This is a genomic window from Candidatus Bathyanammoxibius amoris, assembly GCA_024451685.1.
Lineage (GTDB): Bacteria > Planctomycetota > Brocadiia > Brocadiales > Bathyanammoxibiaceae > Bathyanammoxibius > Bathyanammoxibius amoris.
Window position 1 is genome coordinate 26,332 of sequence record JAMXCW010000003.1, and the last position, 25,321, is coordinate 51,652.

Annotated in this window: 26 protein-coding genes; 8 read left to right on the top strand and 18 right to left on the bottom strand. The window is 52.1% G+C overall.

Annotated features, from left to right (window positions below; all coding sequences use genetic code 11):
• The first annotated feature begins 274 nt into the window (after positions 1-274).
• Positions 275-655, top strand: coding sequence for a hypothetical protein (locus NOU37_02615; protein ID MCQ4574127.1), 381 nt, complete (start codon positions 275-277; stop codon positions 653-655).
• Positions 656-811: 156 nt separating this feature from the next.
• Here the strand turns inward: NOU37_02615 and ybeY are convergent, their stop codons facing one another.
• The 5 genes from ybeY to NOU37_02640 are packed head-to-tail and all read right to left on the bottom strand — an operon-like array spanning position 812 to position 5,068.
• Complete coding sequence (gene ybeY / locus NOU37_02620; GenBank protein ID MCQ4574128.1) at positions 812-1,243, bottom strand: rRNA maturation RNase YbeY; 432 nt, start codon at positions 1,241-1,243, stop codon at positions 812-814.
• Positions 1,240-2,229 carry a PhoH family protein gene (locus tag NOU37_02625; GenBank protein ID MCQ4574129.1) on the bottom strand — a complete coding sequence of 330 codons (990 nt, stop codon included), beginning with the start codon at positions 2,227-2,229 and terminating at the stop codon, positions 1,240-1,242. Before NOU37_02625 ends, ybeY begins: the two co-directional genes overlap by 4 nt.
• Positions 2,213-3,082 (bottom strand): phosphatidate cytidylyltransferase, encoded by an 870-nt coding sequence (locus NOU37_02630; protein ID MCQ4574130.1) that lies wholly within the window; start codon positions 3,080-3,082, stop codon positions 2,213-2,215. Before NOU37_02630 ends, NOU37_02625 begins: the two co-directional genes overlap by 17 nt.
• Complete coding sequence (locus NOU37_02635) at positions 3,079-3,792, bottom strand: isoprenyl transferase (protein MCQ4574131.1); 714 nt, start codon at positions 3,790-3,792, stop codon at positions 3,079-3,081. The genes NOU37_02630 and NOU37_02635 overlap by 4 nt, the downstream gene beginning before the upstream one ends.
• Entirely contained in the window at positions 3,785-5,068 is a 1,284-nt protein-coding gene (locus NOU37_02640) for an adenylosuccinate synthase (protein ID MCQ4574132.1), read from the bottom strand. Before NOU37_02640 ends, NOU37_02635 begins: the two co-directional genes overlap by 8 nt.
• 223 nt (positions 5,069-5,291) lie before the next feature.
• Here NOU37_02640 and NOU37_02645 point away from each other — a divergent pair, with 223 nt between their 5' ends.
• Positions 5,292-5,495: a hypothetical protein gene (locus NOU37_02645; protein MCQ4574133.1), complete on the top strand. Its 204-nt coding sequence runs from the start codon at positions 5,292-5,294 to the stop codon at positions 5,493-5,495.
• A 219-nt stretch (positions 5,496-5,714) separates the two neighbouring features.
• Here NOU37_02645 and NOU37_02650 read toward each other — a convergent pair whose 3' ends face one another.
• Positions 5,715-6,734, bottom strand: a complete 1,020-nt coding sequence (locus NOU37_02650) for a DUF362 domain-containing protein (GenBank protein ID MCQ4574134.1) — start codon at positions 6,732-6,734, stop codon at positions 5,715-5,717.
• Positions 6,735-6,965: 231 nt separating this feature from the next.
• Here NOU37_02650 and NOU37_02655 point away from each other — a divergent pair, with 231 nt between their 5' ends.
• Both NOU37_02655 and surE read left to right on the top strand, forming a co-directional pair.
• Complete coding sequence (locus tag NOU37_02655; GenBank protein ID MCQ4574135.1) at positions 6,966-7,529, top strand: cupin domain-containing protein; 564 nt, start codon at positions 6,966-6,968, stop codon at positions 7,527-7,529.
• Positions 7,529-8,326 (top strand): 5'/3'-nucleotidase SurE, encoded by a 798-nt coding sequence (gene surE, locus NOU37_02660; protein ID MCQ4574136.1) that lies wholly within the window; start codon positions 7,529-7,531, stop codon positions 8,324-8,326. Before NOU37_02655 ends, surE begins: the two co-directional genes overlap by 1 nt.
• Before the next feature lie 79 nt (positions 8,327-8,405).
• On the opposite strand, the gene NOU37_02665 is transcribed toward surE, so the two are convergent.
• Together NOU37_02665 and NOU37_02670 are read right to left on the bottom strand one after the other, a co-directional pair.
• Entirely contained in the window at positions 8,406-8,786 is a 381-nt protein-coding gene (locus tag NOU37_02665; GenBank protein MCQ4574137.1) for a cytidine deaminase, read from the bottom strand.
• A 17-nt stretch (positions 8,787-8,803) separates the two neighbouring features.
• On the bottom strand, positions 8,804-9,640 hold the full coding sequence (locus NOU37_02670) for a purine-nucleoside phosphorylase (protein ID MCQ4574138.1): 837 nt from the start codon (positions 9,638-9,640) through the stop codon (positions 8,804-8,806).
• Positions 9,641-9,771: 131 nt separating this feature from the next.
• Here NOU37_02670 and amrS point away from each other — a divergent pair, with 131 nt between their 5' ends.
• Complete coding sequence (amrS, locus tag NOU37_02675) at positions 9,772-10,944, top strand: AmmeMemoRadiSam system radical SAM enzyme (GenBank protein MCQ4574139.1); 1,173 nt, start codon at positions 9,772-9,774, stop codon at positions 10,942-10,944.
• Between the two features lie 67 nt (positions 10,945-11,011).
• Here amrS and NOU37_02680 read toward each other — a convergent pair whose 3' ends face one another.
• Positions 11,012-13,351, bottom strand: coding sequence for a fused MFS/spermidine synthase (locus tag NOU37_02680; protein MCQ4574140.1), 2,340 nt, complete (start codon positions 13,349-13,351; stop codon positions 11,012-11,014).
• Between the two features lie 515 nt (positions 13,352-13,866).
• Between NOU37_02680 and NOU37_02685 the strand changes: the two genes are divergently transcribed.
• A complete protein-coding gene (locus NOU37_02685) occupies positions 13,867-14,772 on the top strand; it encodes a hypothetical protein (GenBank protein ID MCQ4574141.1) in 906 nt (301 codons plus the stop codon).
• 18 nt (positions 14,773-14,790) lie between these two features.
• Positions 14,791-15,327 carry an NTPase gene (locus NOU37_02690; protein ID MCQ4574142.1) on the top strand — a complete coding sequence of 179 codons (537 nt, stop codon included), beginning with the start codon at positions 14,791-14,793 and terminating at the stop codon, positions 15,325-15,327.
• A 46-nt stretch (positions 15,328-15,373) separates the two neighbouring features.
• On the opposite strand, the gene NOU37_02695 is transcribed toward NOU37_02690, so the two are convergent.
• Genes NOU37_02695 through NOU37_02710 form a run of 4 tightly spaced genes read right to left on the bottom strand, consistent with a single transcriptional unit; the run spans position 15,374 to position 18,269 of the window.
• Positions 15,374-16,423 carry a hypothetical protein gene (locus NOU37_02695; GenBank protein MCQ4574143.1) on the bottom strand — a complete coding sequence of 350 codons (1,050 nt, stop codon included), beginning with the start codon at positions 16,421-16,423 and terminating at the stop codon, positions 15,374-15,376.
• Entirely contained in the window at positions 16,424-17,197 is a 774-nt protein-coding gene (gene thyX / locus NOU37_02700; GenBank protein ID MCQ4574144.1) for an FAD-dependent thymidylate synthase, read from the bottom strand. It lies immediately after the preceding gene.
• Positions 17,194-17,640: a ribose 5-phosphate isomerase B gene (gene rpiB / locus NOU37_02705; GenBank protein ID MCQ4574145.1), complete on the bottom strand. Its 447-nt coding sequence runs from the start codon at positions 17,638-17,640 to the stop codon at positions 17,194-17,196. The genes thyX and rpiB overlap by 4 nt, the downstream gene beginning before the upstream one ends.
• Positions 17,641-17,642: 2 nt before the next feature.
• Positions 17,643-18,269, bottom strand: a complete 627-nt coding sequence (locus NOU37_02710) for an L-threonylcarbamoyladenylate synthase (protein MCQ4574146.1) — start codon at positions 18,267-18,269, stop codon at positions 17,643-17,645.
• Positions 18,270-18,510: 241 nt separating this feature from the next.
• Here NOU37_02710 and NOU37_02715 point away from each other — a divergent pair, with 241 nt between their 5' ends.
• Positions 18,511-19,260, top strand: coding sequence for a hypothetical protein (locus NOU37_02715; GenBank protein ID MCQ4574147.1), 750 nt, complete (start codon positions 18,511-18,513; stop codon positions 19,258-19,260).
• 196 nt (positions 19,261-19,456) lie between these two features.
• On the opposite strand, the gene NOU37_02720 is transcribed toward NOU37_02715, so the two are convergent.
• The 5 genes from NOU37_02720 to NOU37_02740 all read right to left on the bottom strand — a co-directional run bounded on the left by NOU37_02720 (position 19,457) and on the right by NOU37_02740 (position 25,198).
• On the bottom strand, positions 19,457-20,878 hold the full coding sequence (locus NOU37_02720) for an FAD-binding protein (GenBank protein ID MCQ4574148.1): 1,422 nt from the start codon (positions 20,876-20,878) through the stop codon (positions 19,457-19,459).
• Positions 20,879-21,140: 262 nt separating this feature from the next.
• Entirely contained in the window at positions 21,141-22,730 is a 1,590-nt protein-coding gene (locus NOU37_02725) for an FMN-binding glutamate synthase family protein (GenBank protein MCQ4574149.1), read from the bottom strand.
• 257 nt (positions 22,731-22,987) lie between these two features.
• A complete protein-coding gene (locus NOU37_02730) occupies positions 22,988-23,701 on the bottom strand; it encodes an iron-containing redox enzyme family protein (GenBank protein ID MCQ4574150.1) in 714 nt (237 codons plus the stop codon).
• 78 nt (positions 23,702-23,779) lie between these two features.
• Entirely contained in the window at positions 23,780-24,475 is a 696-nt protein-coding gene (locus tag NOU37_02735; protein MCQ4574151.1) for an iron-containing redox enzyme family protein, read from the bottom strand.
• A gap of 33 nt (positions 24,476-24,508) precedes the next feature.
• The gene (locus tag NOU37_02740) at positions 24,509-25,198 is read right to left on the bottom strand and encodes an iron-containing redox enzyme family protein (protein ID MCQ4574152.1); all 690 of its coding nucleotides are present in this window, start codon (positions 25,196-25,198) and stop codon (positions 24,509-24,511) included.
• Between the last annotated feature and the right edge of the window lie 123 nt (positions 25,199-25,321).

The window sequence follows — 25,321 nt, forward strand, 5'->3', positions numbered from 1 at the left end:
GCATTGCAGTTAATGGGAAAACCGCCCAATTCCCTCTTTTTAATAAAAACATATATGTTCTTGACATTTTTGACAATTCATAGTAGTTTTCCTGAGTTGCAATCTCTGAGGGTCTATACCGCATTTGGCAAATAGGAAACACCGTGCGGCAACAACGATATACAATTTTCAATACCTGGTGTCATGAGTATTACATGCTGCAAGGCAAGGTCCGGGGCAGCGTTCCGGCGCCGGTGGACATAGCAAGATTTCTAACTTAAGGAAGGGGAAGTAAATGGCAAAGAGTACGAAGTTGCAGATCGGCGGCTGGAAGCTTGTGTTTATGCTTCTCATTACGTGGCTTACCCCGTTTTCGGGGCTTGGCAACCTGATCTTCTGCTGGCGCGATCGGCATTATAGAGATAGGGCGGTGATAGCTCTCGCTGTCGCCGTTGTTGCCAGTTTAATTCCGCACGCTGTGCTGGGAGGCATGGGATGGACGTTCAGCCATATCTTCCGGGTCGTCTGGGTTGGTATGAGCGTATGGATGACATTTGACGCCATCAAAGTATACAAGCTGTGCCATGCGCAAAGAGGCGTTACCGGAAAGACTGCCGCAACAAAACCCACTGTGTCAAAGTCCAAGAAGAAGGCAAAGAAATCCAGGACAAGATAACCCGTTGCCGGTAGATTAGGAAGTATATTGGCGGGACGCGCTTAACGTTGCCGGGAACGTTGGGGCAGTATTAACAGAAACTACGGTTGTATACCGTTGAGATAATGTGCCGCAGGGTGCATGTCTTACAGTGCAGGACTCTATTTAAGGCATGTGTTAAACGGCTGCAACTGTATATCCCAGCCCTGAGAGTATGTCCCTCTCCAGAAGGTGCATCGTCCTGGCGTTTTTTTTGTCCTGGTCGTCATAACCCAACAGGTGAAGTACCCCGTGGACTACGTACAGCATGACCTCCCCCTCAACATCAGTTTCTGCCCCGGCGGCGTACTCAACGGCTACGGGCACACAGACGGCTATCTCGCCGTTTATGCCTTTTGCGCCCGTGTCGAGGAGAAAGGACAGGACGTCGGTGGGCTCTTTGTGGCCGAGAAATCTTTTGTTGAGCTTTGTCATCTCGTCTTTATCTACGAAGGCGATGTTGAGCTCAGCGTCCATGTTTTCACGACGCAGGACCTCCTTCACCACTTCCCTCACCCGCCGTTTCTTTATGGGATGGGCGTCTTGCAGGTTGGTTACAGTTATTTTCATGAGGTCTCTTCATGCGAGCCGTATGCGTCTACTATATCCTGCACAAGCCTGTGGCGTACTATGTCTCTTCGCGTCAGGTAGACAAAATCTACACCGTTAACGCCCTTCAGTCTTTGCTGCACGTCAATAAGGCCGGAGGGCTCACCGGGCGGCAGGTCTACCTGGGTGATATCGCCGGTGGCCACCACCTTCCCTTTCACCCCAAGCCTGGTCAGGAAGGTCTTCATCTGCCTTATCGTGCAGTTCTGTGCCTCGTCGAGTATTATGAAGGAATCGTTGAGCGTCCGGCCCCTCATGAAGGCGAGTGGAAGGATTTCTATTATCTCGTTTTCTATGTATTTCCTTACCTGTGCGGGTGCCATCATGTCCTCGAGTGCATCGTAAAGGGGCTTGAGAAAGGGGTTCACCTTCGCCTGTATGTCGCCGGGCAGATAGCCCAGCTTTTCACCGGCCTCGATGGCAGGTCTGGCCAGCACGATCCTTTTCAGGGCACCCATCTTGATGGCTGAAAGGGCCATGGCAACGGCCATATAGGTCTTCCCCGTACCGGCAGGACCGATACAGAATACCAGGTCGTTGACCCCTATCGCCTCAACGTATTTGGCCTGGCCCTCAGTTTTCGGCCTTACAGAAACACCCGTTATAGACACCTCTAGAGGCTTTCTGGCGGAAATGGGCGGTCTTCCGCTTTCGACGGTGTCTATTACCTCCGCAACAGTTTTTGACTCAAGCACACCTTGCCGGCGTACTATATCTATCAGAAGACCGAACACCTCTCCGGCCTTTTTCACCTGCGCCTCTTCGCCGTCTATCTTAAGAAGGTCGTTTCTGGCGGAAATCTTTAGACCCAGCGCGCTTCGTATCAGGCGAAGATGTTTATCGTGGCTTCCAAACAGGATTGCGGCCTGTTCAACGTCCTCCAGTTCTATAGTCTTTTGGATGGACTTATCTTCTTTACCCGGCTTTAGGCTACTGGAGTTTTGCAAGGTGTTGATTCCAACTATAAAACAACAGGAGGAAATAATAACCCGCGGGCAAGCTTACCAGAACACCGTCTATCACGTCTAGAGTGCCGCCAAACGATGGTACAAGATTTCCGGAGTCCTTTACGCCCGCGTCTCTCTTCAGCATGGACTCTGCCAGGTCTCCACCTATTGAGGCGACGGCTATCAATAACCCGAACGGGACGGCCCACGCCAGCGGTAAGATGCTGATCTGTGGGACCAGATTCCAGGCCACGGCGATTACTATGCAGGAGAGTATACCGCCAATAACGCCTTCCAAGGTCTTATTGGGGCTGATGGTTGGGAAAAGCCTGTGCTTGCCGAATTCTTTACCTATAAAATAGGCCCCAATGTCCGTACACTTGGACATGAGAATGATGCCAAATAGTATAATCAGCCCCTTACCTCCCGGCAGGTAGCGGATGGCCATGGAAAAGGACAGGAAGAAGAATACGTACAGCGTCCCAAAGATGGTAATGGACACGTTTTCTATGATGTGTTTCAGGTCTCTCTTTACGCCTTGCCAGAGAAACAGCCAGCAGACGAAAGCAAACATGAGAGTAAGATTTAGAGAGATACTACCGCGGGTTCTTGCTTCGTACCAGCAGGTTGCAAAGATAAGTATACCGCCCACAACACCGGAACGTCTAAACGGGTCGAACCCTTTATTAGCGGCAATTCCGTATAATTCAAGTAACCCTACGGTGCCAATCACAATAGTGAGGCATCCAAGGCCGATGTCTGTGTCAAAAACGAAGTCCAGGTACAGGATGCCGACGAGTGCCGCCATCATGGCTGTGCCGAATACTATTCTCGTTCCGTGTGAGGAGCTCACTCTATAAGGCCGCCGAAGCGTCTCTCCCTCTTACAGTAGTCTCTAATGGCTTCTTCCAGGTTCTCCTTCCTGAAGTCCGGCCAGCACACCGGGGTTACCCAGAGTTCGGCGTAGGAGATTTCCCATAGAAGGAAATTACTGACTCTCATATCTCCACCCGTCCTTATGAGCAGGTCCGGGTCTCTCATGTCTGACGTGTACAGATGATGCTTGAGGCACTTCTCGTCTATATCGTCCAGGGACAGCTTGCCGTTTGCCACGTCGCGGGCAATATCCCTGGCGGCGTCTACGATCTCCGCCCTGCCTCCATAGTTAAGGGCGAGGCACAAGATAGTACCGGTGTTCGATGTACTCTCTTCTATATTTATGGAGATCTCTTTCCGTATGTCCTTTGGGAGGCCTTCGATCTGACCTATTACCGTGAAGCGGATATTATTCTCCAGAATGGTTGGACGCTCACGAATCAGGTAACGCTTGAGAAGCCGCATCAGTATGGCGACCTCGTATCTCGGGCGTGACCAGTTTTCTTTAGAGAAGGCATATAAAGTAAGTTGTTCTATATGCTTCTTGGCGCATTCGGTTGTTATCTCTCTAACCGATTCAACCCCCCGGATATGACCTTTTATCCTTGTGAACCCGCGGCGTTGAGCCCAGCGGCCGTTGCCGTCCATGATTATAGCAATGTGCCTGGGCTGGTTATTTTCAATCATGGGAGATGCGTATGATTTGTTTACGTTCCGGTCCTACCGAGACCATTCTTATTCTAAGTCCGACAATTTTCTCAAGAAAGCGTATGTATTCCCTGGCCCTTTCCGGCAGCTTGTCCGCTTCGGTAATTTTCGAGGTGTCTTCCAACCAGCCCGGTATTTCTTCGTATACCGGTTTACAATCGGGCAGGAGTGTAAGGTCAGAGGGAAACGTATCATAGGTATGTTTGTTGATCTTATATGCCACGCATACCTTTATGCTTTCCAGGCTGTCGAGTACGTCCAGTTTTGTGAGTACTGTGGAGTCCGCAGCGTTGATGGTTACGGCATAACGCACGGCCACGGCGTCAAACCATCCGCAGCGTCTTGGCCTTCCCGTAGTGGCCCCATATTCCGTACCCCTTTCCCTTAGCGCCTCACTCAGTTCCTTTTCCGCCTCTGTGGGGAACGGACCGCTTCCCACCCTCGTGGTGTAGGCCTTCATAACGCCGTATATGTCGTTTATATACCTTGGAGAAATGCCTGTCCCGGAAGACACACCGCACACACTCGGGTTGGATGACGTGACGTAAGGATAGGTGCCGAAGTCTACGTCCAGCATGGTTCCCTGGGCTCCCTCAAAGAGTATCCGTTTAGACTGTTTTATGGCCGCGTTCAAGAAAACAACGGTGTCGCAGATGTAAGGTTTTAGTTCTTCTGCATACTTGACATACTCCTTGTATATTTCCTTCCAGGACAGTGGTCCCGCTTCGTAGAAAGTCTGCAGTATAACGTTCTTCTCTGCGACAATTTCTTTGAGTCTATTCTTGAAATGTTTGGGATGATAGAGGTCTACTATTCTCATACCCGTCCGTGACATCTTATCTGCATAGCAGGGGCCGATTCCACGCCCGGTCGTGCCTATTTTTTCGTCCCTCTTTCCGGACTCCGACTCAAGGTCAAGAAGCTTATGGTACGGAAAGACCACGTGCGCACGGTCGCTAACAAACAACTTATCTTCAATAGGGATGTTGTGCTTTTTGAACTCTTCGAGTTCCACAAGGAGCTGGGCCGGGTCTAAAGCTACCCCGTTAGCTATTACGCACTGCTTGTTGTGGTGCAAGATGCCAGAGGGCAGCAAGTGAAATATGAACTTGGTCCTGTCCAGCACGACAGTATGGCCGGCATTACTGCCGCCCTGGTACCTGACAATAATATCGTAGGCATCGGCAAGGATGTCAATAATCTTACCCTTGCCTTCGTCGCCCCACTGGAGACCAATCACACAGGTGTTGGACATTTAGACGGCCCGCCTATTAGTTGTAACGTTAAGTATTGTAAGCCCTTACATGTAATATATCAAAATTATAGAATAACTACTCTGAATTGTCAATAATAAACACAGTTGGCTTTTCGTTGAAGTGGCAGCAGAGAGCGTGTATGGTGTTATGTTGGAACAAGGGAACGTACTCGCAAAAAGGGGAATAACTATGGAGTCTGGAGAACTACTGAGGAGAGAAAGGATGCGAGAACTACAGCGGATGGCCGACCGGGTATGTTCACTCATAGTTGGTTCAGACTACCCGAGGATAGACATAGAGATAGAGAAGGCCAGGGTAAGGGACAGATGCGAAGAACTATATCCCGACAGGATGGACCTTTACGATATGATTTACGAGAGCCGTTTTGAACGCCTGTGGTACCAGTTTAGAGAGGCAAGGGAGTAACACGGATGGGAGGGATACCGGCTAAATGCAGTGCCCTTAAGGTGGCAAACTCCCCGCTGTTCGGGTGGTGGTGCAACTGGATATGTGGAGGCCTGACGGGGGGTAGGCTCTGCAGCCCGTGGTGCTTAGTAGCAGAAAGGTACGGTATGTGGACACTGGTCTTTACCTTACCCATACCGGTGGTAGCGTTTTATCTGATGTATCGTCTTCTAATGTAGTTCAGGTCTGGATAAGCTCTATCTTTTCGGGATCATCTTCCCCAAGGCCTAAGGCGGCAGCGGTGTTGATATACTTGGGCTCGCGTTTCACCTGTTTCAGGGTGGGAAGCCCCACCTCTTTCCTCCTGTCTTCAATGATGTTGGCACTGATGCGGTCCAGGGCCACCGGGTCTCTGCCCATCAGTATACCGCCGAAAGGCCATGACCAACGACGTTTAAACGCCGGCCCGCCGTTACACTGGGCCACGAGAGCGTCACAGATGATAAGTCTTGACTTATCTCTTATGTAGGGGTGGGTATTCAGCTCGGCAATGTAAGGGTTGCAGTTGTTATCGTGGTATTTATTGGGGTTGTGGATTACGCCGTAAAAATTCTTCATTGAGACTGATACGCCTGAGAGGTCGTGGTCCTTGAGAATGGGTACGTTTATGATGGCGTCGCAAAGCCTGGATACTATCTTGCTGAAGCAACTGCCGACGCTGCCGGCCATCTGGAGCCGCGGGTCATAGCCGCCACCCGCAAGCGCGTCCGTGCCAAAACTTTTGAGCCCGCCGCCCTTTCTTATTGTGAACCCTGCCGCCGCCAGTTCTTTGTTGGTCCTGTCAAAGATGATAATGCGGTCATCCCTTATACCGGCTGATTTCAGGCCCTCCACAATGGCCTCCACCAGGGCTACGTGAGGGGAAAAGGGCTTCTTGCCCAGGCAGTTGAGTTTTATGCCTATCATCTCTTTTGGCTTGAAGAGGGTTGACCAGGCTTCAGGCGCGGTACGCACCCCGGTAATCCTCATCACGCCGTCGTCTACGGCCTTCCGGAGCAGTTCCGCATTTGCCCTGCCGCCGCTGCCCAGGAACTTATTGGAACGGCACAGGATCACCTCCGGTTTTAGTATGGAAGACGTTCCCGCGGTATCGAGGCTTGAGGCGTAAACGTGGCCGGGTAGGAAGTGGTTGAGAGAACAGGCAATACCCACGCCAAGCGCGTCTCGCAGAAATTCCCTTCGGGTCTTCTCGCAGTTCAACAGCCCGTCCTCGCATTCAAACTGGCTTAATCATGTTGAGGCTTGATAGATACGTCGTGTTCAGCCTTCGCGGATTATTGCCTGAAAATATTATAAATGCGCGTTTAAGAACTGTCAACAACACTATACCCGGTCCCACATTGTAAACGGGAGTTGTTTTCTGTTGACCGTGTTGGGTGTTCCTGCTAGAATCCGCAAAACACGGATTCTCTTCAAGGAAAGCAACCAACCGTGACCCCTATTGTTTACCTTCTCTGCTTGGTTTTACTGTGCGGGTGTGCTCATTACGTTGGAGATCTTGAGATTATCGAGGAGTTGAGACACCCGACAAAGTTCCCGGACATCAACAAGCCCGAAGTGCTGAACATCACACAAGTGCTGGCAACGAACCGGCTTGGGGAAGGTGACAAGATAAAGCTGGTACCACTGGGAGAGACAAAATACACAAGCGTCCAACTGATGCTGGTGCGAAGCGGTGTCTCGGTGCCGCCCCATCTGCACAAGGACCACGACGTGGTCATACATGTAAAGGGGGGGAGCGCTATAATAATAATGAACGGCACGCATTACTTTGTGAAGGAGGGAGACATAATCCTTGTGCCCCGGAAGACATGGCACGAGGTCAGGAACACGGGCGAAGAACCTTTTGCAATGGTAGACGTCTTTTATCCGCCCTACCAGGGAGAGGACATAAAGTTCTTTAAAACGAGAGAGAAAGATAAGAAGAAAATAAAGAGGGAGTTGGAGCCTAGAGAGGTGCCTTCAAGTGCGAGTGGACAGGGGCACGGTCATTAATGCGGATATTACTGACAAACGATGACGGGATTTACGCAACGGGCATAGCGGCCATAAACAAGACGCTTAGGGAGATAGGCGACGTGGTGACGGTAGCGCCGGAGGCGGAACAGAGTGGGACGGGTCATTCCATAACCTGGGCCCATCCGCTGCGGTACCGCAAGGTCTATGCGAAGAATAAGTTCTTCGGATATGCCATCAGCGGTTCACCCGCCGACTGTGTTAAGCTGGGAGTTATGGGCATTATGAAGGAATTGCCTGACCTCGTTGTCTCAGGGATAAACCTGGGGGCGAACGTGGGGATACACGTGCTTTACTCCGGGACTGTTGCTTCCGCCATCGAGGGCGCGATACTGGGCATCCCGTCCGTGGCCGTGTCGGTTGATGTTTCAGGATACACGGATCTCGAGTACGCGGCTGTTGTTGCTAGGGACATCATAAAGGAAATAATGAAGAACAAGCTCCCGAAGTGTACGCTCATAAACGTGAATATCCCGTCTTTAAGACGGGAAGAAATTAAGGGGATCAGGTTTACCCGTCAGTGCACACACGGTTTTGAGGAGAGTGTTGATGAACGCAAGGACCCCGGGGGCAGGACGTACTACTGGCTGGTGGGCGGTATGGAAGTGGCCGTGGAAGAAGAGGGTACGGATATACAGTCGATTAATGACGGCTACATATCCATCACGCCCCTGCGCTATGACCTGACGGACCATAATCTGCTTAAGAGCATAAGCTCATGGAACTGGAAGGCTGTGGAAGAAGACGTTTGTAAATTTAAGGGGATAACTAAATAGCAGTAAGAAGCTTTTATCAGAAAAGACATTTCTGCTATATGTCAAGTGGCGTATGCACGTTTAGAGCGTCAGGGTGAGGCTAGAAACTCTGCCTGTTAAACGGCATTGGCAAGAGTTCGGAGAGTTTCAGTTCTTTCTGTTCCCCGGGGTTTGCAAGGATGATGACTAAATCCCGGGAAAATTCCGAAAGCACCTGTCTGCACGCCCCGCAGGGCGGTGTCAGCTCCCCGGCCTCGGTAAATATGGCCAGTGCCTCGAAGTCCGTTGCCCCGTCCGCGACGGCGTTGTAGATGGCCGTTCTCTCCGCACATACGGTAAGGCCGTAGGAACAGTTCTCGATGTTGCACCCCAGGTAAACCTTGCCGGACCCTGTCCTGACGGCGGCACCCACCGCGAAGCGGCTGTACGGGCTGTAGGAACGCGTCCTTGCCTCCCGTGCCTGTTTTACCAGCTCATTCATGTTTTTCCTGCCTGTCTCTAGTCGAAAACGTCTGTGCTTGAAATGATCATCTCCCTGAGCAGTTGGAATGCCCCGGTCTGTACTTCGTTCATGACGACGTGAACCTCTTCCTCCGTCAGTTTCTGTGGCCCGAGTCCCGCGGCCTTGTTTGTTATGCAGGAGAGGCCACAGACCCTTACGCCCATCTGTCTGGCAGCGATGACGTCTGTCACGGTTGACATACCGACCGCGTCTGCCCCCATCTTCCCGAACATCGCTATCTCTGCGGGTGTCTCAAAGCTGGGACCGCACACGCCCAAATATACACCCTTCTTGACCTTCATCCTGAGGGCCTTTGCGGCGTTTGTCGCCATTTTTATGAGTACGGGGTCATAGGCCCTCGTCATATCAGTAAATTGGTCCCCAATCCTGTCATCCTCCACGCCTGTTGCGGGACTTTGCATAGTCATGTTTATATGATCAGTAATCAGCATTAAATCGCCTTTTTTGAACCCTCGCTTTATACCACCGGCGGCGTTGGTCACAAAGAGCGTCTTTATCCCCAGATGGCATAACACCCTTACCGGATGGGCCACATCCCGGGCTGAAAGCCCCTGGTAGAGGTGAAACCTCTCGTTCAGGCAGGCCAGCGGCATTTCACCAAGCTTTCCTGTTATCAGCGCCCCGTTCTCTTTTTTGCGGTGTTGAGGCAGGAGGTGCGGTATGTCACGATATCTTATTGTAGTGGACGGACTTAGCTGTTTCGTAAATTCCTGCCACCCGGTGCCGAGTATAACCCCCACTTTTGGCCTGTCGGAGGACCGGGATCGAATATACCTAATGGATTCCTGTAGTTGTTCATAGAGATCTGTCATATTGCCGGCAGATTGTACTCCGCGTGAACTGGAAGTAAAGAGAGAAATAAATGTTGCCTTTCAGCCAGACAGCGATAATAATAGAGTGGTAGATTTCTGGCGTAGTACTGAGGTTGTGGAAGGAAATAATAATGAAGAGAAGTAGCTCGGTCTCAAGAAGGGATTTTCTCAAGGCCGGGATAACCGCGGCGGGCGCGATGTGTATGGGTTGCCCAGGGGTGGCCCTGGCGGCCTCGGAATCAGCCGCCGGCGCCATAATAACCGGCCAGAAGGACGGCGAGTTCCCGCTCTACGAGGCGATGTACTATAAGAAGCTGGAGGACGACCGGGTAGAGTGCGAGCTTTGTCCCAAGGCGTGTCAGGTGGCTGACCTGGAGAGGGGCTACTGCGGCGTTAGAGAGAACCGCGGCGGCACGTACCACACGCTCGTCCACTCGCGCGTCTGCGCGTTACATATTGACCCTATCGAAAAGAAACCGTTTTTCCACTATCTGCCAGGCACCGATGCGGTTTCAGTCGCTACCGCGGGCTGCAACGTGGAGTGCAGGTTCTGTCAGAACTGGCAGATTTCACAGTTCCGGCCCGAACAGGTGGACAGCATAAAACTCACCCCGGAAGACGTCGTGGAACATGCAAAAATGCGCCACTCTCCCACCATCGCATACACATACACGGAACCGGTCATCTTCTATGAGTTTATGTACGACACGGCAAGGGTGGGGAGAGAACAAGGGATTACCAGTGTGGTGGTGTCAAACGGTTATATAAAAGAAGAACCCCTCATCGAGCTGTGTAAGTACCTTGACGCGGTCAAGATTGACCTCAAGGCTTTTAGCGAGAAATTCTACAAAGAGACCTGCAGCGGGGAGCTTAAACCCGTGCTGGAGACCCTGGTGACATTGAAAAAACTTGGGATGTGGTTCGAGATAGTGGTACTCATCGTGCCCACCCTGAACGACAGTGAGGAAGAAATAAAGAATATGTGCGCGTGGGTATATGCGGAACTGGGACCTGACGTACCCATCCATTTCTCGCGCTTCCATCCCACCTACAAGATAAAGAACCTTCCGCCCACCCCCGTACCCACGCTGGTCAGGGCACGGGGCATTGCCCAGGAGGCCGGTCTGAACTATCCGTATATCGGCAATGTATCGGGTCACCATGGCGAGAGCACTTATTGCCCCGATTGCAAAGAAGTAGTCATCAAGAGAGTGGGCTACACCATCATCCGCAACACCATAACGGACGGCAAGTGCGGCAACTGCCGTCATCCCATCGCCGGCGTGTGGGAGCTCAAGGGCTAACGCTTCATCTGTGGATTCTACAAACTCGGCATACGCCTCAAGCGGATCACTCCGCGGACATGGAGTATCAGGACGGCTTACGGGCAGTCCCCATTTTAATAACCAGCGCGGAAAGCAGAACGAGACTGGCGACGTTGAGGGCTGCGACGATTACACACGAGCCAGTTACACCCATGATGGGTACCAGGACTATTCCCGTTAGCGCCGCCCCGGCAAACGCCCCCAGGTGGTCGGCGCCGTCTATCAACCCCGCCGTCCGCCCGGAATCCCTGTCTTCATCCAGATATATACGGCTCGCTATGGGAAACTCAAGGCCGGTAATGACGCCGGGGATTATTATGAGTACCATAAAAAGAACGGCGGATTCGGCATGCAGAAAGGGGTACCACTTGATAAACGGAATAATAACCAGGGAGTACGCCACCATACCACCCACGATATACATAAGAATCCTGAGCCAGTCGCGCTGTTTTTTGAGTATCACGGTATTGCTGATATAAGCGCCGATGGCGAGGCCCATCATAAACAATGCCACAATAAGACCTATCATCTCGTAGACGTAGCCATAGATGTTCTGAAAGGCGAATATCAATATGATTTCGAGGGCTATTGCGGCGAACCCGGTTGTGGCGATGGCAAAGATGCTGTTGAACTTTTTCTCTCTTGAGATATTGCCGTGCGTAAACTTTGTGGTGGAAAGTCTTATCACAAGGAACACCCCAATGGCGGCCAGGAAGTACCACAGCTTCAGCATGCCCAGAGACCTCAGGACCCCCTGCAGCTGCCCGCCGGAAAACTGGTCCCACAGCAGCAGGTTGTAGAAGTAGGTGACGGGTTTTGAGTCGGTGTTTATTGGCAAGACATCTTTTCTGCTGTCCAGGCGTTCTTTCATGAACTTGACCTGCCCGGGTTCCAGATAGGGCAGGAAGTGATATTGAGAGAACACGGTCGTCTCTATGTTACGCCCGTTATACCTTGCGATTAGCGTATCCAGGTCTGTAGTTATCACGTCCGGCTCCGAGGAGGCAAAATAGTAGTTTGTCTGGCCGGGTGTTACTATCACGTACGGAAAGACCTCCAGGAGGGTTTTATATATAGAACCCGTATAGCTCCCCACCACCTCGCCAAGATATACTACGGCGGAGCCGATAGAGGCTACCAGTACGCCGTCCGGTTCAAGCAGCTCTTTCACCTCCTCAAAAAATTCTCGCGTATAAAAGCGGTTCAGTGCGGCGGTCGAGGGGTCGGGGACGTTAATGAATACGAGGTCGTATTTGTATTTACCCTTGGCGGTTTTCACGAAATAGCGTCCGTCTACCGGGAATACCGTCACCCTCTCGTCGGCCAGCGCGGCCCTGTCCTCCCCGGAGAGATACGGTCTTGTAATCTCCAGGAGTTTTGGGTCCAGTTCTATATAATGGACCTCCTCAAGGGGATATTTGAGCATCTCGCTTATCAGACCACCGATGCCGCCGCTGATAAGGAGTATGCGTTTGGGGGATGGATGCTCTGAAAGTATCAGGTGGGCCATGGGCCCGTACTCATACAGGTTCGGAAACGCGAACGCGTACTGCCCGTTGTTGTATACACTGTACTGGTCATGCTCCTTGCCGAGTACGATATTCTGGTACCTGGAATCCACGGACTCAATCAACTTTATGTTCGGGTTAAACGACTCCCACCTCTTTTCAACAAAGAACGACTCCAGCCGGCTAACGCCGCCGGAGAGGATAAGGGACAGCGAGACGGCCAGGAGTGAGATGGTCGTTCCCAGCAACACCTTTCTGGACGGGAAGGTCCGGGTAAGGAATGTGAGTATGAGCAGGTTTGTCAGGACCACGGCGATGAAAATTGCCATAATCTCATACGAAGCGGCCCTGGGAGCCAGTACAAAGGTAAACACAACCCCTCCTATGAGACTGCCGATGGATTCCAGTATATACACCGCCCCGATGTCCGTAGCTCCGCCGCGGGTAAACCCCTTGAAGACGGACACGGAAAATGGAAAGATAAACCCGATGACAAAACTGAACGGCATGATGATGAGCGGTGAGGACCATATAAGCGACAGGATGGAGATCTGCTGGCCGTAGGGCACGTGGATTATGTATCTAAGCAGCCTGATAATCGACACCTGCACCGGCAAAAGTAGGCACAGTGCAAGCAGGAGGAACAGGAAAACGACAAGGCTGTTCTCGACCTTCCTTGTCAGTTTTGCGCCTATGCCCGCCCCGATGGCCACACCGAGGAGCCAGGCACCGAATATCACCCCGAGGCAGAGCTCGTTTCCGTAGAATACTACCAGTAGCTCCCTTACCAGCAGCACCTGTGCGATAGTGGCATGGGCGCCGATGAGGACTACCGCCGCTATCAGCGGAAACAAGGTCTTTTTGCCATGAGACGACATTGTATCTTTATACCAGGTATTCCAAGAAACGCTTGTGGCGGGTGAAACCCAGGATGGAAATTTCTGCCCTTTTGGGTCCGGGAACTGCAGGTGCATTCATATTGCGGGGTGCGGCCTTATGGATGAGAATGTACAGACATTACTGTTGCCCCAGGTTTCCTTTTGCCCCCTGCGGTTCCTGCGGGCCTTTTATTAAATTAGGCCACTCCATGGTTTCGGTCCTGAAGTTGAGACCCTCCTCCTCTTCAGATCCTTGAATACAGCCCCCGGAGGCGAGCAACAGGAACAGGCTTAATATCATTGTGAGTTTGTACATTTTCTTGTGTTCTTAAGGCCAGAAAGTATCACATTTCATACCTAAGTCAAATGAAATCTATTTACGTCTTGAATTTGTATAATATGGTGCCTATTCTAAAAGTATGCAGTGCCTTTGAACGTGCATGCACCTCTGACAACGCGTGTACGAGGTACAGGCAGGCACACAGGACAAATTCCACCTGATAAAGGGGAAACCGTTGCCACCCGTTAAAGTGCCTTCATGTTGGAAAGAACTTGTAGAGGATATCCACCGGGTAAAGGGTGTGGTGGTAATACTGGGGGCTTCCGATACGGGCAAGACCACACTGGCCTTCTACCTTGCCGGAGAACTCCTTAAGAGGCGTAACAGGGTCTCCATAGTCTCTGCCGACGTGGGTCAGTGTGCGTTTGGACCGCCGGCCACGATTAGCATGGCCATGCTGGAGCCGGGCGCAAAATTCCTGCAAGAGGTTCCCGCGCACTCGATGTACTTTGTGGGTTCGACGTCGCCTGTGGGCCACTTCCTGCAGACGGTGGTGGGTGTAAAAAAGCAGGTGGAGCGGTCGCTCCGGGAGGGTGCTGAGGTTGTGGTCGTTGACACGAGCGGGCTTGTATCGGGGGGCGCGGCCTGGGAACTGAAATCCCACAAGATAGAACTTGCCGGGGCCAGGTGTGTGGTGGCTATCCAAAAAGAGCGGCGGGAACTGGAGGACATCCTGCTTCCTCTTGAACGCAGGGGTGGCATCAAATTACATCGCCTTCCGGTATCAGAGCACGCGAAGGCCCGGTCGTACGAGCAGCGCCGTGAGTATCGGCGCCAGAGATATGAGGAATATTTCAGGGACGCGGGGATGAAGTCCCTGTCGCTCAAAGACGTAAGTCTTGTTAACCCTTACGACATGGCAATACAAGAGGGGGACAGTAATACCCTTAGAAGGCGGCTGGTGGGTCTCAACGATTGTGACAATTTTTCCATAGCCCTTGGTATCATCGAAGACGTAGATTTACAGGGTGGTACTATCAGGCTGGAGACACCACTCCGGGCGGCAAGGGATGATGTTGGATTGATAAGACTCGGCTCTGTCGTTATAGAAGACGGCTGGTATGACCGTATGGTCAGGTAATAATCTGAGAGACATAGTATGCTGGTCAAAAACATACTGATAACCGGCAGGCCGGGTGTGGGAAAGACGATGGCGATTAAAAGGATACTATCCGGCTGCAACGTTAAACCGGGCGGATTTTACACAGAGGAGATAAGGGTAGGCGGGGAACGCAAGGGTTTTACGGTAAAGACGTTTGACGGGAAGAGCGGCATCCTTGCGCATAAAGACAACAAGAACGGTCCCAGGGTGGGAAGATACGGCGTGGACCTGGAAAGCTTCGAGTCTACGGCCCTCCCGGGGCTGGAAGACGCAATCAATAGTAGAAGGCTTGTGATCATAGACGAAATAGGCAAGATGGAACTGTTTTCCCGCAGGTTTAAGGGCCTGGTGTTGGAGGCACTGGATGGGCCTGCGCCCGTCCTGGGGGTCATTACCGAGTCCGGAAACGGGTTCATCAGAGACATCAGGCAAAGAAAGGACGTCAGACTCTACAGGATTACCCCGGCGAACAGAGACGGCATAATCCCGGACATACTAAAATGTCTGGAGGAGCTTATGGAGACCGGGGAATAATGAGGATGTTTTCGCGGCAACTGTCCCTGCGGTATACGTCTCTTTGTTAAAGGCCGTATCTTTCCTTCAAGGTGGTGGACACCTCATGGGTGAGAGACATGGCCTTCTCGGACTCTGCAACGGTGAGGGTGCCCGTGCCGCAGCTGGGTGTTATGAGCGAGTTCTGCAGTACGGTCTGTTTATCAATCCCCTTTTGGGAAAGATAGTCCAGCCCCTTCTCCATCCTGGCGACAAGGCTGTCGGAGTTTATGTCCTGCAGGGCGTCTGCGGTGGTGGGGGCGATTCCCCATGCGAGTATGCCGCCACGCCCCACGAATTCCTGGATGTTAGCGGAGTACGCAAGGACCTTGTCCATAAAGATAAAGGCGTCAAAGCTGAGTATGTCGAGCTCCGTACCGAGTACCATGTCCCAGTCCGTATTCCCGCAGCAGTGTATGGCCGCCATCGCGCCCCGCGACTTAACGGCCCTGAATACCTCGTTGAATGAGCTGGTGACCGTATCCCGGCTGACAGTCGCGAACGCCGAGCCCATGCAGCTCAGAAACGGTTCGTCGGCGAATATTATAAGGGGCAGCTTGAACCTTGAGAGGAAGTCTATCTGCCATCGTGCCTTGAGGCACAGGAGCTTTATGACGGCGTCGTTGAAGGTCGGGTCAAAGAGTGCCGCCGTTCCCTCTGCGTCCTTCAGGTTGGCTGCCAGTGTGATAGGCCCGACGATTTGCCCCTTGAGGGCCTTGATATGCTTAAATTCCGGGAGATGTTTTTCCAGCGCGTAAATGCCGGCTGCATAGTCCGGCGATATGCTGAAACCGCTCGCGTCGTTGCTGGAGAACTTCTCGTGAAGATTCTCCAACTCAGCGACGTCATCGTGAACCTCAAGATAGAACCGCTTCTCCTCCGGAACCAGATGGAAGAACGGCATCCCCTCGGTGTACTGTACGCACATCTCTTCCTGTATGCCCCTTTTCGGAAGTTGCGGCCAGCACGGGATTTCGGGGAGGGTCTTTAGGATAAGCCCGAAGGCGGCGTCCGGGTCGGCATGGGGGAAACTCCCTATGGCTGTGGCGGCACAGTTGGCTCTAAAGATGTCGGTCATTTACTGAAGGTTCCTAAATTCCTCTCTTACTTCATCGATTTTGCCGCAGGTGAGCGGGCCTTCACCGCACGGGCCCCGCACGCAGGACGGGCCGGCATTGCCAAAGATGGATGGCGCAATCCCCCTGACAATGCGCAACATCTCTATGGCCATTTCTCTTATCTCCCATTGGGCACGGTTACAGCACCGGACCTTAAAAAAGTGAAGCAGTTCGCGTGCGTTCATGGTGATAATGATCTTTGTCTCAGCCGCGTTGGGAAGGAGGAAGCGCGCGTCCTCATATGTAGACTCCCCCCGGTCACCCAATGCCTCTAACAGCTCATCGTACCATGCCTGAAGCTCTGCCATTTTTTCCTCAAACCACTCCTTTTTCCCCGCCTCGATTACGCTGGGAGGCACGATGAAATCGAACGACCCGCCGCCTTTTTTGGAGTGTTTGCCCACGTAACGCTGGCTCTGCTGTGAATAGGAGGCCAGTCTGTGCCTTACGAGTTGATGTGTGCATGCGCGGGATATACCCTCTACGCCGAAGCTGAATGCTATGTGCTCTATGGGTGACATATGTCCCATGGAGATCAGTTTCGCGACGAATTTGTGTTGGTCCCTTTTCTCGATTTTCTCCCTTAATTCTTCGACGGTAGACGGGCTGTAGCAGAGTTTTGCCGCCTGCGCGACAAGTTTTTCCGGCTCGGGGGTGTGTGTAAGCAGAACTACTTTGAGCTGGGCGCCTTTTTGAAGGGCGGGACTGGCTTTAGAGGTTGTAGACGGGGTCATGACCCCTCCAGGTCTGTTATCTTTTGTACCCTTCTGGCATGCCTCTCTCCCTCAAACTCCGTGTCGAGCCATACCTGGACTATCTTTGTCGCCATAGCGGCCGGCGCAATCAGGTCGGCGCCAAGGCATAAGACGTTGGAGTCGTTATGCCTGCGGCTCATCTCTGCGCTGTAGAGGTCGTGAGCCACTACGGCCCGAACACCGTTAATCTTGTTGGCGGCAAGTGACATGCCTATACCCGACCCGCATACCAGGATGCCGCGGTCACATTCCTTACGTGATACGGCCCTGGCCGCCTTGGAGGCAAAGTCAGGATAGTCGACCGATTCTGAGGCGCTGTTCGTGCCGTAATCGACTACGGTATGATTATGTTGTGACAACAGCTGGCATAACATCGTCTTAAACTCATATCCCCTGTGGTCTGATGCGACCGCTATCTTCACCGTTAATTTACCTCAACCTTTGTACTAAGACAGTTTATGATTCGCTCTTCCGGGATAGCGCCTTCACGGAGCACAACGCAGGAATCCTGGGAGACCTTAACTACGGTGGACGGGGTCTTTATTGTGCTTGGGCCGCCGTCCAGAATTATTGCCACCTTGCCGCTGAAATATTCCCGGACCTTTTGTGCGTCCGTTGCGGGCGGGTTGCCGGACACGTTTGCGCTGGTGGCGACCAGGGGGACCCCTGCCTGTCTCACCAGGTCTTGCGCGACTTTGTGTCCCGGGAACCGTATGCCTATGTCACTTTTACCTGTGTTGGAGAATACGATAGTGAGTGGTCCGGGCCAGAATTCCTTCATCAGGATTGTGGCATAAACGGGCACGTTTTCCACAAGGTTCCGGATATCATCCGGACTTGAGATGAGATGTGCAAACTCTTTCCCGCGTGGCCTATGCTTGACGTCGTACAGCGTCGCTACGGCGTCACGGTCCCGGGCATTGGCCCCGATGCCGTAGACTGTCTCTGTGGGAAAGGCAACCAGTTCGCCTTTCCTCAGGGCCGCGGCGGCCTTATTAATGTTGTCTCTGTAATGAGTTATATCTTTTGTGTCAAATAATTTAGTATGCATCTTAAAAAAATTATATCACCTTCAGCGGGCAATATCAACCTTTCTTGAAGAAGGACACCGGTACAGTTGACGTGTGGGATGTTATTTGTTAGACTTGCCTTGGATTAGGGATTTGTCAATGATTTTTGGTGGATACAGTGTTACGTATGCGGTAAGACCATTTCCTTCTGTTTCTTTTTTAGTTATTTATCCTCATGTTTAGAGTGTTGGAAGGAAGAAACCTTCCTGTGCGGCCCGTAGGATGCCTGATACCTTCAACCCCGATTACAACTGGCTAAAGACATGGAAAGAAAACACCTCACCCCCGACCATCTTTTACGGTAGTACTCCAGGGCTTGTGCCTGAGATAAAAAAGGCGGGTTTGGTGCCCTTCAATGAAGGAGACGGTCTCTTTATGGGTGGTGTTCAAGATGCCCTCTCCATGGCAAAAAAGCTCAGAGACGGGCGCTGTATAGAATTTGCGGAGATTCTCCTTTTGGAACATTCAGAGAGGCCCAGACCCCTTCAACTCACCTTTAACTATTACCTTGCGCTGCAACAGCTCGAAAGACGGGCACGCAAGCTCAAGGCCCTTCAGTGGCTCTATGAACTCCTGTTTGAGCAATTGAAAAAGAACGCCCCGTTTCGACCCACGGAAACGGAAATCAAGAAACTGAATAAGAATGCTGAGGAACTAAACTCAGTTCAGTCAGACAATCGGGGTGTTATAGTCTATCTTGGTACAGACCTTAAGAAATGCGACACCCTGCCCCCGATAATGAAGGACAAAAAGGAACTCCGCCGCGCGATAAAGGGCAAGAACCCCTTGTGCAGCATCTGCGGGCCCAAGGATAAAAAGTGGCGAAAGCTCTCAAAAGACGAACTTGAGACCTGCATAGAGACGATGGTGAGAGGGAGTGAAGATTTCGAAGGTCTGGGGAGTGAGATAACAACCTCGGAGACCATCCCGCCGTCTGACATTCTCGAGCTTAAGTACGTCCAGCTCCAGTAAGCCTATTCCGATACGTGAATTCAGTGCCATGTGTCATTCTGACCTGTTTTTGTAGCGGTCGAGCTTGCTCGACAATTCGTAGGGGTGATCCACCTCAGGTTGGAAATCCGCCATTTTTGGGGCGGGCGGACGGTCGCCCAAACAGGGCAGGCGCAAGACCTGCCCCTACTCTGCCACTACAAAAAACTCTCTGCCCTTAAGACTCAAAGATTTTTCCGGGGTTCATGATGTTCTTGGGGTCTATCAGCTTTTTCAGCGACTTCATCAGCTCCAGTTCTACGCGTGGAATCTCCCACGGGAGGTGCTTTGCCTTTGCCGTGCCGATTCCGTGTTCCCCGGTGATGGTGCCGCCCAGAGAGATTACCTTCTCCATGATGCGGTCCAGCATCTCATCCACCTTGGCCTGCTGTTCGTCCCCCTCCCCGTAGAGGAAGTTGATGTGAACGTTGCCGTCGCCTATGTGGCCGAAGCATGCCGTATCTATAGAGAACTCTTTGGCCAGGGCGTAGGCGGCCTCGGAGACCTCCTTTACCTTGCTCCTCGGGACACAGACGTCTTCATTGAGCTTTCTGCCGGAGACCTTGAACAGGGCCGGCGATATGACCCTCCTGACGGCCCACAGGGCCTCACGCTGCTCCATGTCTTCAGTAACGACCGTATGGAACGCGTTGTTCTTCTTACACGCCTCTTCTACGCGAAGGCGCTGCTTCCTTACTACCTGGGAGTCACCGTCTACGTCCACAAGGAGCAGGGCCCTGGCTTTCTCTGGTATCTCTACTCCGCCGTAACCTCTGATGGAATTGATGCATATGGTGTCCACGAACTCAAGGGTCTTTGGGATTACGCCTTGTTCCAGTATTATCCCGTCGGCCGCGTCCATGGCGTCGCCCGTAGAGTGGAAATAGGCCAACACGGTCTCCAGCTTTTCCGGAAGAGGTATGAGCTTAACCGTTATCCCGGTAAAGATGCCGAGGGTGCCTTCTGAGCCGACAAACAGCCTTGTAAGGTCGTATCCGGCCACGGTCCTCCAGGTCTTCTTGCCAGTGTTTATGACCCTCCCGTCCGGCAGGACAACTTTGAGCGAAAGTACGTAGTCGCGGGTAACCCCGTATTTTATACCCGCCATACCACCTGAGCACTCCGCCACATTGCCGCCCAGTGTGGAGAATTCGGCGCTGCCCGGGTCCGGCGGATAGAACAGCTTATGCTTTGCAACCTCATCCTGGAACCGCCTGGTTATCACGCCTGGCTCCACGGTGGCGATGAGGTCCTTCTCGTTTATCTCCAGGATGCGGTCCATTCTTGTTGTGTCCAGCGCTATTCCGCCATAGACGGGTATAGACCCGCCAGAAAGCCCCGAACGCGCCCCGCACGGGTAAATCGGTATGGTATTCTTATCGGCCACCTTGACTACGGCCGACACCTCTTCCGTGGAGGAAGCCTTGACAACGACGTTGGGCAGGGCCCTCTGCCGGGTTGCGGTTGCGTCATAGGAGTAGCACACGAGTGTCTCTATGTTGGTGAGCACGTGCTCCTTACCCACCGCGCGTATGAGCTCGCCCAGGACGTCCTGTGACAGCGTTCGTTCCTTTAGTTTTGGCATAGACTCTTTTATCATCTCCAGGGACTCTCCTCGCATGATATCAAATTTCACGTCCCGTGGAAACTACCTTAAACGAATAACGTGAGGCTTCGGCTCCTGCGGTTATGTGGAACGGAAACGATGTACCCTGACCTTATACGGGTATAACATAAAAAGGGGGGGGCAACGTGGCCGGCACCAAATAATGTAACGTTCCGGTGTCTTGAAAAAAAAGATGTGCGCGGGACTCTCTATCCCGCACACATCTTCATTTGTAAAAAGGAAGAAGTCGGATTCCCTAAGCGCCCAGGATTCTGGTTGCCGCTTCCTTATCGTAGTCCATTACAAACGGGATTCCTGATACGTCAGCGGCCTCCATTGTCAGGGCGAATATGTCGTCACGGGTAATATTTTCGAGGGAGAGGCGCCGTGAGCCCGCCATGAGCTGCCGGAGCCCCGTGGCAAGCCTCTGATAGTAGGAGTATACGCCCAGGCCGGAAGCGGGTATCTGGTCGCCGTTCCCGCCGAATTCCTTCTGAACGGAGTGATGATAGTAGAACACCTCTTCAACGCTCTTTCCGTACGGCTCAGAGTTCTTGGGCTGCTTCCCGGTCCCTATGAGCTCACCCTGAGTCTTGCCCACCATGGCGGCGCAGATAGTTGACCTGGACATGCCCACGGCCTTTATATATGGAGAACAGAGCGCAAAGGCCTTGTAAATCTGATCTTCCATGGTAATGCCGCCGGCGAGAATTACGTCGGGGACGTACTTATTTTTCTTGGTAAGCCTGTCGCAGTACTCGTGGAGAAGCGAGGCAAGATACACGGTAGGCACTCCCCACTCATTCATCATGCGCCACGGACTCATACCGGTGCCGCCGCCGGCCCCGTCTACGGTCAGCACGTCTATCTCGGCCTCTGAGCAGAACCTCAGGGCCCTTGCCAGGTCAGCCGGGCGGTAGGCGCCCGTCTTTAGGAATACGTACTTTGCCCCCTTATTTCTCAGGTCTTCCACGGTTTTAATGAACGTCTCAATAGATTTATCAATGTCTTCGGAGATGGTCCCTATTCTCGTGTGCCTTTCAAATCCCTCGAAGGCGCCCTGCTGAAAGGATTCTATGGCGATGGGGTCTTCCGGGTCCGGTATGACTACGTAGCCGCGCTTCTTTAGAAGCCGTGCCTTTTTAAGGTTTGTTATCTTTACCTCTCCACCGATGGATTTGGCGCCCTGTCCCCACTTTAGCTCGACGGCGTCGGCGCCGAGCTTGCTCATGGCATACTCAAACACTCCGAGACGAATGTCCTCGTCGTTGGCCTGGACACAGAAAAAGCCGTAGCCGTCTCTCTGCCATCGCTTGAAGATGTCTATCCTCCGTTGGAGTTCCGGGCAATGTGTGACCTTCTCGTTGCTGTCGAACTCCGTGGTTGAGTCCATGGCGCAGACGTTTTCGCCGATCACCACGCCCGTACCGCACATTCCGGGCCCAGAGCCAATCCCCTCAAAGTGCTCGGCGGCTATCTTTGTGGAACCCACTCCTGTTACCACAAACGGCAGTTTCATTTTGAGGCCCTTGTCTCTGCCGAGTCTTGTCTCCAGGTTTACATTGGTAAACTTTTCGAATCTTGGGTCGGCCGGTCCGGCTATCGTGCCGGTTATATTGAAGTGATGAAAATCAACGGGATATTCTTTTTGTGCGGCAGTGGTCATCTTGCCGAACGGCATAGGATATATAACCTCTGGACCCCTGAACGATGATTTCCCTATCTCACAGTAGCCTGGACAACCGTCAAGACAAATCGTGCACATACCACTGGTAGGAGTAACATCGTTGGGCGTCCTATTCCTCGTACCCGTAGCTATCGCTCTGTTGGGCAACGATATGGCCATACTTTAATTCCTCCTTTTATTCATAGACAGAATTAGGCAAGTGTCTGTATATGAAAGCTAAGTTGCCATCAAAATATTGGTACATATAACAGTATAGGCCTCCCTACCAGCTATACAAGAAACATTTGCAAGTGACGTAAACAGCTTAGCGCCACGTCTTTGCATAGTTAACCCAGAAGTAACGGGACGTTAGAATCTAGCATAAAAACAAAAAAAGGCAAGAGGAAAATACGTTTCCCCTTGCCTCCCACCAACCTTCATGTTTGACCTGTAAGTGCTTGTGTACAGCATACCTTCTCGAGCCCATCCCATAATATGGTCCTGATGTCCAGTATTTTCTTTGCTCCGCGGGAGATGAGCTGCTGGCCCTCTTCGGTGTTGGCATAGGGTTTTATAGCCCTTTCCATGTTTTTTCCGTGCTCCACGTCCAGCTCGATATGGGCCTCGAAGAAAAAGAGGTCGTCCTTGCCGAATTTTCCGCTCTTCTTCAGACCCGTAAATATCGGCTTGTAGAAGTATGGCACTACGGCCTCCGTCCCCGGTCCCAGAGTTCCCATGGATTCAAGGTAGTGACCGAGCCTGCAGGTGAAGAGATACTCGTCAATAAACGCCCTTGTGCAGGGCAACGCATCGGTTTCTTCCAGGCTCTCCATGTCAACACCCGCAGCCGCTGCAAACCTCCTGAAGAGGTTAGGGTGGCTGCCTTCGCTCCAGTCGAGTCCGACCTCATCCCAGAGGTTTTGGACTAACGGCCTTCTGGCCTCCTCATAAGGGATGTTAGAGACAACGGCGGCCAGGTATCTTGTGAACCACCTGGAGAAAAGGTAATACTGCTCGGCAAACGTCTTTATACCCTGTGGGGTGACGTCGCCTGCGGCAAACTTCTTCAGGAACGGATGTCCTTTTACCGCCACATGGTTCTGGCATTCAGCATTCAGTTCCTTGAAGAATTGCTCAGGTGTTCTGGCCATTAAGGTGCTGCCTCTTCTTACCAGTTGTTTCTACACACAGATTGAACAACCAACGGGCAAACGGGTGCTCCCCGGGGGTTACAGGCAGCAAGCCCTTTCCAGGCCGCTCCAGAAGACCTGCCTGGCGTCCAGCATGTACTTTGTCCCGCGCCTCATCAGTTCCTGGTGTTCCGGGTTATCGGCATATGGCTCCATCGATTCCCATATGTTTTCGCTGTGTTCCACGTCCAGGGTGATGTGCGCGTCAAAAAACAGGAGGTCTTCTTTTTTGTACCCTAACTTTATAAGGCCGTCGAGGATGGGTCTGTAGATATAGGGCACTATGTACTCGGTACCGGGGCCGAGTGCGGCTATGGCCTCGATATAATGTAACTTGGGGAGGTTAAAGTATCTCTCCACGAAGAGTGACGTCTCTGGAAGCGGCACCACGTGCCCGAGATCGGCCCCAACGGCGTTACAGAAACTCCTGAATATGTTGGCGTGCACAAGTTCCAGGTCCATGTCACGCTGCTCTTCACTCCTGCCCCCATATTCCTCATAAAGGTTTTTTATGAGGGGTTTTCTGGCAGGCTCGTCAGGTATTATGCTAATAAGCATGGCCAGGTACATAGAGAAATTCCGTGAATACTGATAATATTGCTCCGCAAAAATTCTCGGACCTTCCGGTTTGAGCTTTCCTTCACCAAATTTTTTGAGGAAAGGGTGGTTCATGGCTGGATGAGCATGAACTTCTTTCTTTAAAGACTCTAGAAACGCATTTGCAACTTTAACCATAAATCAACTCTCCTTTTCATAAAAGGCTAAAACCTATCCACAACAAGCTCTCTCCAGGCCGTTCCACAAAACGGTTCGTGCACTGAGGACGGTCATAGCGCCCTGCCTTATCAGTGCTTGATTCCGTTCGCTCCTGGCGTATTCAAGAAGGGCCTCTTTTATGTTTGCGCTGTGTTCAACGTCCAGGGTTATGTGGAGGGCGAAGAATTCTATGTCCTCCTCCTTCAGGGAGGGTTCCTTCTTTAGGCCCTCGTAAATGGGCCGGTAGATATACGGGACGATGGATTCCGTGCCGGGGCCTATAGCGCCCAGCGCCTTTAGGAAATGTCCTCCCTGACAGATATAGAGGTATTCGTGTATGAAGAGGTGCATTTCCGGAAGTGGCTCGCATTCTTCAACCTCCCGCGAATCCAGGCGCAGGGCCTTCATAAACCTGCGAAATATGGCGGGGTGACTATTATTCGTGTTTCCCTCGCCATACTCTTGATAGAGATTTTTTATAAGAAGGGTTCGCGGACGTTCATCCGGAATGTTCGCCACTATGGCGGAAAGGTATCGGCCGAACCAACGGGAATACAGGTAATATTGCCGGGCAAATATCCTTATCCTGTCCAGAGAAAGCTTGCCTTGTCTGAACTTCTCGAGAAAGGGGTGATTGAGGGCCGGATGTTCCCTTATTTCCTCTTCCAGCGTCTCAAAATAATCTAATGCAGTTGATTCCATAAGCTTCATTGTCCTTAATCATTAAGCTATTGCCGTGCCAAAGTTTTCGCCGAAGGTATAACTATTGCTGTTACAATATGTTAGTGATGCTTTTGGAAAAGACGGGAAAGATGGAAAAGTGAT